This is a genomic window from Halobium salinum (assembly GCF_026586625.1).
Classification (GTDB): Archaea; Halobacteriota; Halobacteria; order Halobacteriales; family Haloferacaceae; genus Halobium; species Halobium salinum.
In genome coordinates this window covers 548,553-560,132 of the sequence record NZ_JAODIW010000010.1, presented here as the reverse complement: position 1 = coordinate 560,132, position 11,580 = coordinate 548,553, and the positions used below count along the sequence as shown (strand labels likewise).

The window sequence follows — 11,580 nt, the reverse complement described above, 5'->3', positions numbered from 1 at the left end:
TGTGACTCAACACGGACCCGTCGAACGGGCGAGTGGAGTGAACGAAAATGGCGCAGTACGGACGGATGCGGGCGGTCGAGGCGAGCGAGTGGCGACGGATGCGGGCGAGCGCTGTCGCCGGACTGGTCGGCGGCGCGTTACTGACGGCGGTCGCGGCCCTCATCCACGTCGTGGTGACCGACGCCCAGTTCGCGGTCATCAACTGGGTCGGGGCAGTCGCGATGCTGCTCGTCGTGGCCGGCCTCCCCGCCCTGTACCTGGCCGAGCGCCACTGGTTCGGGACGCTCGCGAGGGTCGCCTTCGGCACTCTCGCCGTCGGGTGGGTCGTCACGGCCGCGTCGCTCGCGCTGTTGGCGGCCGGCGTCGACCTGGCCGGGCTGACGTTCCTGGTCGGCTGGCTCGTGGCGATGCTCGGCGCGTTCGCCCTCGGCGTCCTGATGCTCCGCAGCGACGGCCTGACGGTCCCCCGTCTCGGCGCGTGGCTCTTCGTCGCGGCGCTACCCGTCGGACTCCCGGCCTCCGTCGCGTTCACGACGTACGTCCTGGGGCAGGGCGACACGCCGTGGAACGGTCCGTTGGTGCTCTTCGGACTCGCGTGGGTGGTCGTCTGCCGTGCCCTCTGGTCGCGCCGAGCGGGACGGGCGGCTTCGGGGACGGTCCCGCAGTAACCGACGCCGCCCCGGCTGGAGGTGGGCGGTCAGCGGTGCCCCATCGCCACCAACACCGTCCCGAGCAGGACACCGAGGACGAGCAACGCGCCGCCGCCGCCGGCGTAGATGACCTCCCGGGGGAGCGTCGTCACCTGGTCACCGTATCGAATCACACCCGCGGTCAGGAGGAGCGTCAGCCCGGAGCCGACGAGCGTCGTCGCCACGTCGAACCCGAGGGGGGCACCGGCGTCTGGCATATTTCGACCGACACGCGGCAGGGGGAAAAGCCGACCGGGCGGCGTCGGCATCAGAATTGGGGATTGCGTCCGGGTGGACGACCTGACGCCGGTCCGGGCTGGCCAATCAGAGCAGAATCTCGCCGAAGGACTGCAGGAACCCCGGCAGCGAGATGGCCGCGAGCACGAACGCCAGCACCACGAGCACCGCGTTGAGCGCGTTCAGCCCCAGACCGTTCGTCCGGTCGCCCATCACCTCCTCGTCGTTCACCGCCCAGAACAGCAACACCGCGGTGATCGGGAGACTGACGATGCCGCTGTAGGCGGCGAACAGCACGACCATCTCGACGACGCTCAGTCCGAAGACGACGTTGACGAGCGGCGCGAGGAGTCCCGAGGCCGTCCCGACGGCGTAGATGAGCTTGAACGAGCGGTTCGCGCTGTCGACCGCGACGCCGCGCGCGTTCTGGAACAGGTAGACGACCGCCCACATCACCGGCATGATGCTGTTGAACGCGGCCGCGGACGCTCCGAACAGGAACAGCACCGTCGCCCACTGCCCCATCGTGCTCCCGAGGGCCCGTCCTGGGGTGATGAAACTCCTGAGTTCCTCGTAGCCGGCCGGTCGGAGGACGGCCGCCGAGACGACGAGCACGGAGAGGATGAGCACGACCGCGATGCCGTACCCCATGGCGAGGTCCTTGCGCATCGTCGGCACGTCCTCGGCGCTCGTCCACCCCTTCTCCGCGACGAGGTTCGACTCGAGGAAGAAGTTCGACCAGATAGCGGTCGAGCCGACGACGGAGGCCACGAGCGTCAGCGACCCGCCGGGGAGCGACGGGACGAACCCGCCCGCGATGCCGAGGGCCGACGGTGAACTCGTCCCGGCGACGAGCAGGTACGCCGCCAGTAGAACGAACAGCATGGCAGTCATCACCCGCTCCAGTCCCTCGTAGTTCAGCACGCCCGTCAGCACGGCGAGGACGGTGACGGCGACAGCCAGCGGCTGCCAGCCGACCGCGCCGCCGAGCAACACGGAGACGCCTTTCGCCGTCGCGGCGGTCAGTTCGATGGTCCAGAGGATGGCCCCCACCGACAGCACTGCCCCGAGCGCGAGCGAGACGCGCTCGCCGAACTTCCGGCGCATGAACGTCCCGAGCGGCTCGCCGAAGATGCCCAGCCGGGCGCTCATATCTTGGGCCATGACGCCGATGAGCGCCGCGGCGACGAATCCCCAGATGAGGGTGTAGCCGTACTGAATCCCGACGGAGCTGGCGACGAATATCGAGCCGGCTCCGACCACGCTCGCCACCATCACGAACGCGAGTCCGTATTGCTGGAAGAAGCCGCTCGCCGTGTCCCGGAGCTGTTCTCTCGTGCCGAATATCGTGTCCGACATACAGTAGTTGGTCGCCGACTCGGCCGTCACAGCGGCGTCGCTCGCCGACGGTGGTGGTTTCCGCAGGAGTCGACGTACCGACACGTCGCCCGGTCGGCGGAAATAACTACTGCCTGACGGAGCCACAGAACGGGGTCGCAGTCCCGAGGTTCCTACTCGTGTCCGGATACCCGAACCGGCTCGTACGGCTCCTCGAGGTACTCCACGTCGCTCGCGGAGAGCTTCACGTCCAGCGCCTCCACCGCGTCTTCGAGGTGTTCGATGCTCGTCGTCCCGACGATGGGGGCGTCGACGCCGTCTTTGTCCAGCAGCCACGCGAGGCCGATTTGCGCCATCTTCACGCCCTTCTCCGCCGCGAGCTCCTGGACACGCTCGTTCACCTCGCGGCCGCCGCCCTCCAGATAGGGATGGCCGTGGGCGTGCTCGTCGGACGCCCCGCGGGCGGTCGAACGGGCCTCCTCGTGTGGCCGGGCGAGCCACCCTCGGGCCAACGGCGACCACGGGATGACGCCGACCCCCTCCTTGCGGCACAGGGGAAGCATCTCGCGCTCCTCCTCCCGGTAGAGGAGGTTGTAGTGGTTCTGCATCGTGACGAACCGGTCGAGACCGAGCAGGTCGGAGGTCGCGAGCGCGTCGGCGAACTGGTGGGCCCACATCGAGGACGCGCCGAGGTAGCGCACCTTTCCGCGCCGGACGGCGTCGTCGAGGGCGGCCATCGTCGTCTCGATGGGGGTGTCGTCGTCCCAGCGGTGAATCTGGTAGAGGTCGACGGTGTCCATCCCGAGCCGGTCGAGGGAGTTCTCCAGTTCCTGCTCGACCGTCTTCCGCGAGAGCCCGCCGGAGTTGGGGTCGTCCTCGTCCATCGGGTGGTACACCTTCGTCGCGACGACCTGCTCCTCGCGCCGGCCCTCCAGCGCCTCCCCGAGCACGCGCTCCGACTCGCCGTTCGAGTACATGTTCGCGGTGTCGAAGAAGTTGATTCCGAGGTCGATGGCGCGGTCGACCAGCGCCTTCCCCTCCTCCTCGTCGAGCACCCAGTCGCGCCAGTCGCTCGTCCCGAAACTCATGCAGCCGAGGCAGATTCGGGAGACCTCCATCCCGGTGTCGCCGAGTGTCGTGTACTCCATGCGCGTGCCTCGTGGCCGGGGGCCAAAAGAGTGGGCGTGACGGTGAGGTAGGTGCGTTCGAAGAGGGGGTCCGTTCGGGTCGGCGGCGAGCCTCCGAGAAACGACTCCGCTGCCGGCTCCGCGCGGGCGATTCAGCCCAACAGACCGAGGACGCCGAGCACCCAGCGGACGGCTTCCGAGCCCGCGAACAACGCCCCTTCCGGACGGGTCAGTTCGCGCCCCGTCCAGAGAGCCGCGACCATGAGGACCGTGACGCCAACCAGCCACGCGAGCGTCTCCAGGGCCGCCGCGCTCACCGTGAGCGGTCCGATGAGCGCCGCGAGGCCCAGAATACCCATGACGTTGTAGATGTTGCTCCCGACGACGTTGCCGACGGAGACGCCGAGGCTCCCCCGGCGGATGGCCACGAGCGAGACGGCGAACTCGGGCGTCGACGTGCCGGCCGCGACGATGGTCCCGCCGATGACCCACTCGGAGATACCTACCCCGCGGGCCAGTTCCGAGGCGGCGAGCACCATGTAGTCGCCGCTCACGAGGACGAGCGCCAACCCGCCGACCAGGAGCCCGACATCCCGGCCGCGGAAGGTCGGTTTCTCCGCCGTGACCGTCGTAGTTTCCGCCCCTCTAGGAGACTCCCCGTCCGACGGTCCCTGTTCGCTCCGGAGGAGATAGGCGGTGTAGAGGACGAACAGGCCCACCAACGCGGCGCCTTCGAGCCGGCTCACGGCGAGGTCGAGCAGAACGAGGACGCCGGCCGCCGTGCTCGCGAGGAGGACGACCCCGTCCCGCCTGATCAGTGACTCCGAGACCGGAATCACCCGGAGCAGCGAGATGACCCCGAGGATGAACGCCAAGTTGTAGATGTTCGACCCGAGAACGTTGGCGGCCGCGATATCGCCCAGCCCCTTGAGCGCGGCGTCGACCGAGACGGAGAGCTCCGGCGTCGAGGTGCCCATCGCCACGATGGTCAGCCCGATGGTGAGGTCGGAGAGACCGAACCGTCGAGCCAGCCGCACGACCGCATCGACGAGAAATCGCGCCCCGACCCACAGGCCGAGGACGGTCAGCACGATGACTCCCACCTGAACCGCCGGGCCTCCCTGGACCATTTTCGGTCGGTACGACCGACGGAGCGACAATAGTGGTACCGCCCGGTTCGGCGGGTCGATGCCCCAGACCGTTCGAGGTCGTCCGTGAGAAGCGACCGACGCCCGGCGGCCAGTCGCCGACCGCTTCCCACCCGGTGAGAACCGCGACGCCGGCTTATCTCCCTCGCCGACGTCCCTTCACCCGAGCGAGAGCGCCGCTCTCGCGGAGGCAACCATGTCATTCAGCAGTTCAATCACGCGGCTCGCGACCGTCCTGGTCGTGTTCGCCGTCCTCCTCGGAACCGGTCCGGGGCTCGCACTGGCCCAGTCCGGCGATGCCGGCACCGACGGCGACGCCCGGACCGGCGGCGTCGTCACCGTCGCCGGGGGTGAAACCCACGAGGGTAACCTCGACCTCGTCGGCGGAACCGTCCTCGTCGCCGGCACGGTCGACGGCGACCTGAGCGCGGTCGGCGGCACGGTCGTCGTCGCCCCCACCGGGGTCGTCACCGGCAGTCTCGAAGCCGTCGGCGGCGCGGTCACCCTCGAAGGGACCGTCGAGGGCGACGCGGGCGCGTTCGGCGGGAGCGTCGTCGTCCGCGAGGGCGCCCGCGTCGGCGGCGACCTCGAAGCCGCGGCCGGCGCGGTCGAACTCCACGGCGCCGTCGACGGCGACGCCCGAATCGGCGCCGAGGAGGTCACCCTCGGCCCGAGCGCCGTCGTCGGCGGGAGCGTCGAGTACGACGCCGAGACGTTCGTGCGCGACCCCGCCGCGACCGTCGGCGGAGCCGTGACGCAGACCGACGACCTCGCGTTCACCACCGGCCCCTGGGTCGGCGTCGACGACACCCTGCTTCCCGCGTGGGTCGGCACCGTGTACGGCCTCGTCGTCAACCTCCTGCTCGGCGCCGTCCTGCTCCTCGCGGTGCCCGGCTTCAGCCGGCACGTCGTCGACCTCGGCACCGGCCAGGCGCTCAGGAGCGGCGGATTCGGCCTCCTGACGGTCGTCGCCGTCCCGGTCGCCCTGCTCGCGCTGGTGTTCACGGTCGTCGGCATCCCGCTGTCGCTCGCCGGCCTCGTGGTCTTCCTGCTGGCCCTCTGGGTCGGGAACGTGTACGGCGCGTTGGCCGTGGGGACGTGGCTCGTCGACCGGGCCGGGCGTCGCGGCCGCTGGCTCGCCCTCGCCGTCGGCGTCGTGCTGGTCGCCCTCGTCGGGGCGCTCCCCTACGTCGGCGGGGTGACGACCGCGGTCGTCTCCCTGCTCGGCCTCGGCGCGCTCGTGCTCGCCCTCCGCGACGAGCGCCGGGAGCACGGCGACCGCTCGGCCGGCGCCGGCGAGGAGTCGTTCGGCCGGCCGGCGGCCTGAGCCGAGGAGATTTCGGTTTTTCGACCCAGTGGGTTCAGAACTCCGACCGGACGACGACGGAGCTACCCAGCAGGTCGCCCAGCCGCTGGCGCCGATTCGTCAGCAGCATCACGGCCAGGCCGACGAGGTAGAAACCGATTCCGTCCGCGAGTCGACCGACGTTGCGGGCGAGGACGCCCCGCCGGCCGAGCGCCGTCCCGTCCTCGTCGACGACCGCCAGCCCGAACAGCTTCTTGCCGACCGTCTTCCCATAGCGGAGTTCCAGCAGCGTCCCGTACACCACGGGGCCCAGGAGCGTCCCGACGACGGCGACGACGCCGACCGCGAGGTTCCCACCTCCGACCCCGAGCGTCAGGACGCCCAGTCCGACCCCGAACGCGGGCGAGAACACGACGAGGACGAGCGCGTCGACGACCGCGGCCGCGACCCGCGCGCCGGTGACGTCGGTCTCCGTGCCGACTCCGAGGTCGGGGCTCTCTGCCGTCCCGTCGGGTTCGTCCGCCCCGCCCGTCCCGCGTCCGGTCCCGCCACCGGCCGCCCGCTCGCGGCGGTGGACGGTCGGGTCGGCGCCGACTTCGGAGCGGTGACGGAGCCACTTCGAGCGGTGGACCGCGTCGATTCGCACGCCGACTTCGTCTGCGACCGCGAGCATCCCGTTCACGTGGGCCTTCCCGGTCGTGAGCACCGCCCGCTCGTACCCCTCGCGGGCGGCGATGTCCCGACAGCGCTCCAGCATCGTCCGGTTCCGCGGGCCGAGCGTGAGCAGCAACATCGCGAGGACGGCGAGCACGCCGGCGGCGGCGACGACGGTCGAGAGACCGAGGAGGACGGCGGCGGCCGCGGCGCCGAGCACGACCGTCAGACCGGCACCGACGCGAGCCGTCCGGCCCCGGTCGCGGACGGCGAACAGGGGTGCCGGCGCGGCGGCGAGCGCCGCGGCGGTGACGGCGCCGTCGAGCCGGGTGACCCACAGGAGTCCGGCGAGTGCGAGCCAACTGGCGACGACCCACGCCGGCCCCGCCGCCGCGAGCGTGTGGACCGGGTGGTCGTCGACGGCGTGGAGCGGCCGGTCGTGTTCTCTGGCGTAGCGCGTCGCCGCGACGACCTCGGCGGGCACCACGTCCCGCTGGAAGAGGAGGTAGAACGCCACGTGGACCACGGTGACGACACCCCAGCCGACCGCGACGGCCGGGACTCGCAGGACGAACCGGAGGTACCCGCGGAGGTCGAACTCGCCGTTCGGATACTCGACGAACACCGCGTCGACCGGGCCGGTGTCGTCGGAGTCGGCAGGAGCATCGTCGGGTGCGGCTGGGGCGTCGTTGGGGTCGACAGGAGCGTCGTCGGGTGCGGTTGGGGCGTCGTTGGGGTCGTCAGGAGCGTCGTCGGGTGCGGCGTCGTCCGCAGCGAGCGCGCCGACGGTATCCGACCCCGCGTCGTCGCCGGCGGCGAGTTCGGCCAACTCGGTTTCGACCTTCCCGACCCGGTCGATGTGTATCGCCCCGAACAGCCGCAGCGACAGGTCACCCATTCGGTCGAAATTCACGTCCCGGTGACATAACGGTTCGCAGTCATCGACGCGTGGCCGGCCGGGATGCGTCGAACGTCGGAACCCGCACACGACGGCGACCCGTCGCCACCCAAATGATTATCCCGGACAGTTGCGACGGGTCGTGCATGGCAACGTACGAGGACGCGACGGCGGCGTTCGAGTGGGACATCCCGGCCGAGTACAACCTCCCGGCGACCATCGAGTCCCACGCGGACGAGTTCGGCGACCGGGTCGCACTCCACTTCCGGAGCGACGCGGGCGAGGAGGACCGGCGCACCTACGAGGACCTCCGGCGGGACATGAACCGCTTCGCGAACGCCCTCGAGTCGAACGGTGTCGGGAAGGGCGACCGAGTGATGCACCTCGTCCCCCGACACCCCGACACGTTCGCCATCCAGCTCGGGGCGCTGAAACGCGGCGCCCTCCTCGTCCCCTGCTCGGCGATGCTCAAACCGAAGGACATCGCCTTCCGCTCGAACGACTGCGAGGCGACCACCATCGTCGCCCACGCGGACCTCACCGACATGGTCGACCCGGTCGCGGACGACACGCCGCTGTCGACGCTGGTCTGCCTCGACGGGGGCGACGAGACGCCCGACGGCTGGGAGGACTTCGACTCGCTCTTGGAGGGGCAGGCCGCCGAACACGACGGCCCCGAGGTCGCCGCCGAGGACGGGATGTCCATCAACTACACCTCCGGCACCACCGGCCAGCCCAAACCCGTCCGGCACAAGCACCGCTGGATGCGCGCGTTCGAACTGGTGAACGCGCCGTACTGGTGGGGCGTGACGGCGGAGGACGATTTGAGCGACGAACTCCTGTGGGCCACCACGGGAACCGGTTGGGCGAAGTGGTTCTGGAGCCCCGTCGGCGTCGGCCTGACGACGGGGGCGACTCAACTGCTGTACGACGGCGACTTCGACCCCGACACGTTCCTCGAAATCATGGGTGAGGAGGGCGTCACCCGACTCTGTGCCGTCCCGACGCAGTACCGGATGTTCCTCCAGACGGACCTCTCGCAGTACGACGTGAATCTCCGCGCCGCCCTCTCGGCAGGCGAACCCCTCAACCGGGAGCCCATCGAGCGCATCGAGGACGCCTTCGGCGTCACCCCGCGCGACGGCTACGGCCAGACCGAGACGGTCGCGCTCGTCACCAACTACCCCGGCATCGACGTGAAGCCCGGCAGTATGGGCAAGCCGACGCCGGGGCTGAACACGACCATCGTCGACGACGACGAGAACGAGGTCGACGACGGTGACATCGGCGAAATCGCCGTCCCCGTCGGCAACCCCGGCATCTTCGACGGCTACTACGAGAAGCCCGAGTTGGACGAGCGGACCTTCGGCGGGGAGTACTACCGCACGGGCGACCTCGCCTCCCGCGACGAGGACGGCTACTTCTTCTTCGAGGGTCGCGCCGACGACATCATCATCTCCGCGGGCTACCGCATCGGGCCGTTCGAGGTCGAGGACGCGCTCGTCAGCCACGAGGCCGTGACGGAGGCCGCCGCCGTCGCCTCACCGCACGACGAGCGCGGCGACGTGGTGAAGGCGTACGTCATCCTCGCGGAGGGGTACGAGCCGAGCGACGAGCTCGTCGAGGAGATTCAGCAGTTCATGAAGGAGGAGACGGCGCCGTACAAGTACCCGCGGCGGGTGGAGTTCGTCGACGAACTGCCCAAAACCTCCAGCGGGAAGATTCGTCGCATCGAGCTTCGGAAGCGCGAGGAACAGCAGTTCGGCGCCTGAGGCGGGCGTCGGCGCGTTCAGCGCGGCAGTCGCACGTCGACGTAGGGGTACTCGGCCTCGAACTCGACGTACCCGCTGCTGCCGACGTGTCCCGTCGGCGACTTCTCCAGTTTGACGTACTGCAGTCCCGAGTCGTCGAGCCACGTCCGGAGCACCTGGTTCGCGTCGTCGACGAAGAACTCCGCCAGCTCGTCGTCGATCATCTCGGGGTAGTGCATGAACAGCGCCGTGTCCTCGGGGGTGAGGTAGGCGAGTCGCGCCCAGTACCGGAGCTCGCGGAGTTCGTCGGGCGTCACCGCGTGGAGGAACGCCTCGGTGTTGGCGACGTAGTACAGCGGGTCGTCACCGCGGCGCTCGTCGATGCGCTCGGCGGCGCGCTGAACGTCCTCGGGGCCGTCGGCGACGTGGAACACGTTGCGTTCGTCGGCGTCGCGGACGCCGGCGGCGTCGAACACGAACAGCCGGTCGGTCGCGAGCAGTTCGTCGACGGTGCCGACCGCCGGCGAGAGGTAGCGCTCGAGCCCCTCGGGCGTCATGTTCACCGAGGGGACGAACGGGACGACGAACCCCTCCTCGATGGCCGCCTCCACGACTCGCGCGACGAGTTCGGTCAGGTTCGCCCGACCGTCGTGTTCCAACAGCCCGGTCCCGCCCCGAACGACGCCGCCACCGAGGAGTTCGTCGAGACCGTCGACGCGGGTCGGAACCGCGGTCTCGTCGGTGGTTCGGCGGACGGGCCGGCGTCCGAGAACCCGAACCCCCTCGGGCGTGAGTTCGTACTCGTGGGGCCGCGAGTCGTGTTCGCGGCCGCGGAGCTTCTCGACGCGGAGTCGCCGGCGGGCGCTCCCCTCGACGTCCACCCGTTGCAGGTCGACGACGCCGTGTGTGATGTACTTGAGCGCGTCGAGTGGACCACCGCCTTCGGAGTGGGCGGCCCGTACCGTCCCGCGTTCGCTGGTGAACAGGCTCGTGGCGTCGAAGCGGTTCGCGACGAAGCGGACGAGTTCGAGTACGTCGCGCCGAAACCGGTCCCGGTCGACGGCGAACCCGGACAGCGCGGAGACGCTGTCGACGACCACCCGGTCGACCGGCGCGTACGGTTCGAGTTCCCCCCGCAGGTACGAGAGCGACGACCCGTCGGTGAAGTCGAGCGGGTGGTCGTCGGGGTCGTCGTCCGGCTCGAAGACGAGCATCGACTCGTCGTGTGTCACCGGGTCTCCCGGGACCGCCTGGAGCGTGACCAGGTCGAGGCGTTCGTGGTCGAGGTCGAAGTCGAACCCGGCGAAGGAGTCCCGGAGCTCCGCCGCGGTCTGCTCGGTGCTGACGAGCAGACACCGCTCGCCGGCGTCGAGTCCGGCCTGCAGGAACCCCATCGCCAGCGTGCTCTTCCCCGTCCCCGGGCCGCCGGTGACGAGCACCGTCCGGCCGTCGGGGAGACCCCCACCCAAGAGGTCGTCGAGCCCGTCGGACCCCGTTGTCACCGTCATGGCTCCCAGTTCACACGCTCGCCGGCATAAAGCCACCTCCCGAGTCCGCCGCTTCGGCGGCCGGTCACGACAGCAGGTTCTTGGTCGGCGTCGCTCACTCCCAGAGCCGTCGGAGCGCGAGCAGCGAGAAGTAGCCGACGGCGCCGAGGACGAAGATGGCCGCCGCGATAGCGAACGGTCCGAACGTCGAGAGGATGGCCTCTAGGGGGCCGCCCTGGAGCGGGATGGGTCCGGTCACGAGTCGACCTAGGGGCGGCCGGCGCGTAAACCCTCTCGCCGCGGACGCGGACGGAGCGCACCAGTCGTGTGACTCGACAGCCAGGCTCGACTGAAGTTCACGACTCCGCAGGTTTATGGTGGGGGTCGCGCAAAGACCGCCCGTGTACCGCACCGGCCACTACGGCGCCGCGCTCCTCGCGTTCGCGCCCGTCGCGTACCTCCTGCTGTCCATCGGGGAGCCGGCGCTGGCGGTGGTCGCCGGCGGCGGGATGCTGTGGCTCGCGATGTTGCCCGACGTGGACCACCGCCTCCCGCTCGTCTCCCACCGCGGCCCGACGCACTCGCTCGGCTTCGCGGGGCTCGTGGGCGGCGCCTTCGCCGGCGTCGGCCTCCTCCTCGGCTCGGCGATGGGCTTCGAAACCGTCGCCGGCATCGGCCTCGGTGCCTTCGGCTTCATCGTCGGTGCCGTCGCCGTCGTGGCCCACCTCCTCGCGGACGTCATCACCCCCGCCGGTGCGCCGCTTCTCTGGCCCCTCTCGGGTCGGCGCTACTCGCTGGACCTCGCCCGCGCCGACAACGTCGTCTGGAACTACGGCCTGTTCGTCGTCGGCGTGTTCGCCGTGAGCGCCGTCGTCGCCGTGTCGGTCGTCGGCGTCGGCGTGTAACCCGACGCTCCCGGGCCCGTCGCTTCTGCGGCGCACCCAC

General features: G+C 70.3%; 11 protein-coding genes. 4 read left to right on the top strand and 7 right to left on the bottom strand.

The window, feature by feature from the left end; all coding sequences use genetic code 11:
- The first annotated feature begins 47 nt into the window (after positions 1–47).
- The gene (locus tag N5095_RS21445) at positions 48–668 is read left to right on the top strand and encodes a hypothetical protein (protein ID WP_267625228.1); all 621 of its coding nucleotides are present in this window, start codon (positions 48–50) and stop codon (positions 666–668) included.
- Positions 669–697: 29 nt separating this feature from the next.
- On the opposite strand, the gene N5095_RS21440 is transcribed toward N5095_RS21445, so the two are convergent.
- The 4 genes from N5095_RS21440 to N5095_RS21425 all read right to left on the bottom strand — a co-directional run bounded on the left by N5095_RS21440 (position 698) and on the right by N5095_RS21425 (position 4,521).
- Entirely contained in the window at positions 698–907 is a 210-nt protein-coding gene (locus tag N5095_RS21440) for a hypothetical protein (RefSeq protein WP_267625227.1), read from the bottom strand.
- A 106-nt stretch (positions 908–1,013) separates the two neighbouring features.
- Complete coding sequence (locus N5095_RS21435; protein WP_267625226.1) at positions 1,014–2,285, bottom strand: Nramp family divalent metal transporter; 1,272 nt, start codon at positions 2,283–2,285, stop codon at positions 1,014–1,016.
- A 152-nt stretch (positions 2,286–2,437) separates the two neighbouring features.
- Positions 2,438–3,412, bottom strand: a complete 975-nt coding sequence (locus tag N5095_RS21430; RefSeq protein ID WP_267625225.1) for an aldo/keto reductase — start codon at positions 3,410–3,412, stop codon at positions 2,438–2,440.
- 131 nt (positions 3,413–3,543) lie between these two features.
- Positions 3,544–4,521 carry a calcium/sodium antiporter gene (locus N5095_RS21425; RefSeq protein WP_267625224.1) on the bottom strand — a complete coding sequence of 326 codons (978 nt, stop codon included), beginning with the start codon at positions 4,519–4,521 and terminating at the stop codon, positions 3,544–3,546.
- A 214-nt stretch (positions 4,522–4,735) separates the two neighbouring features.
- On the opposite strand from N5095_RS21425, the gene N5095_RS21420 reads away from it, so the two are divergent.
- On the top strand, positions 4,736–5,866 hold the full coding sequence (locus N5095_RS21420) for a bactofilin family protein (protein WP_267625223.1): 1,131 nt from the start codon (positions 4,736–4,738) through the stop codon (positions 5,864–5,866).
- A 34-nt stretch (positions 5,867–5,900) separates the two neighbouring features.
- On the opposite strand, the gene N5095_RS21415 is transcribed toward N5095_RS21420, so the two are convergent.
- The gene (locus N5095_RS21415; RefSeq protein ID WP_267625222.1) at positions 5,901–7,397 is read right to left on the bottom strand and encodes an RDD family protein; all 1,497 of its coding nucleotides are present in this window, start codon (positions 7,395–7,397) and stop codon (positions 5,901–5,903) included.
- A gap of 146 nt (positions 7,398–7,543) precedes the next feature.
- On the opposite strand from N5095_RS21415, the gene N5095_RS21410 reads away from it, so the two are divergent.
- Positions 7,544–9,169: an acetate--CoA ligase gene (locus N5095_RS21410; protein WP_267625221.1), complete on the top strand. Its 1,626-nt coding sequence runs from the start codon at positions 7,544–7,546 to the stop codon at positions 9,167–9,169.
- A 17-nt stretch (positions 9,170–9,186) separates the two neighbouring features.
- On the opposite strand, the gene N5095_RS21405 is transcribed toward N5095_RS21410, so the two are convergent.
- Positions 9,187–10,656 carry an RAD55 family ATPase gene (locus N5095_RS21405; RefSeq protein WP_267625220.1) on the bottom strand — a complete coding sequence of 490 codons (1,470 nt, stop codon included), beginning with the start codon at positions 10,654–10,656 and terminating at the stop codon, positions 9,187–9,189.
- 94 nt (positions 10,657–10,750) lie between these two features.
- Complete coding sequence (locus tag N5095_RS21400) at positions 10,751–10,894, bottom strand: hypothetical protein (protein ID WP_267625219.1); 144 nt, start codon at positions 10,892–10,894, stop codon at positions 10,751–10,753.
- A gap of 142 nt (positions 10,895–11,036) precedes the next feature.
- On the opposite strand from N5095_RS21400, the gene N5095_RS21395 reads away from it, so the two are divergent.
- Positions 11,037–11,540, top strand: a complete 504-nt coding sequence (locus N5095_RS21395) for a metal-dependent hydrolase (protein ID WP_267625218.1) — start codon at positions 11,037–11,039, stop codon at positions 11,538–11,540.
- Positions 11,541–11,580 lie beyond the last annotated feature (40 nt).

Excerpts from the sequence above, each read along its gene's own strand:
- N5095_RS21445 (WP_267625228.1), top strand. The coding sequence starts at position 48 with ATGGCGCAGTACGGACGGATGCGGGCGGTCGAGGCGAGCGAGTGGCGA.
- N5095_RS21440 (WP_267625227.1), bottom strand. The coding sequence starts at position 907 with ATGCCAGACGCCGGTGCCCCCCTCGGGTTCGACGTGGCGACGACGCTC.
- N5095_RS21435 (WP_267625226.1), bottom strand. The coding sequence starts at position 2,285 with ATGTCGGACACGATATTCGGCACGAGAGAACAGCTCCGGGACACGGCG.
- N5095_RS21430 (WP_267625225.1), bottom strand. The coding sequence starts at position 3,412 with ATGGAGTACACGACACTCGGCGACACCGGGATGGAGGTCTCCCGAATC.
- N5095_RS21425 (WP_267625224.1), bottom strand. The coding sequence starts at position 4,521 with ATGGTCCAGGGAGGCCCGGCGGTTCAGGTGGGAGTCATCGTGCTGACC.
- N5095_RS21420 (WP_267625223.1), top strand. The coding sequence starts at position 4,736 with ATGTCATTCAGCAGTTCAATCACGCGGCTCGCGACCGTCCTGGTCGTG.
- N5095_RS21415 (WP_267625222.1), bottom strand. The coding sequence starts at position 7,397 with ATGGGTGACCTGTCGCTGCGGCTGTTCGGGGCGATACACATCGACCGG.
- N5095_RS21410 (WP_267625221.1), top strand. The coding sequence starts at position 7,544 with ATGGCAACGTACGAGGACGCGACGGCGGCGTTCGAGTGGGACATCCCG.
- N5095_RS21405 (WP_267625220.1), bottom strand. The coding sequence starts at position 10,656 with ATGACGGTGACAACGGGGTCCGACGGGCTCGACGACCTCTTGGGTGGG.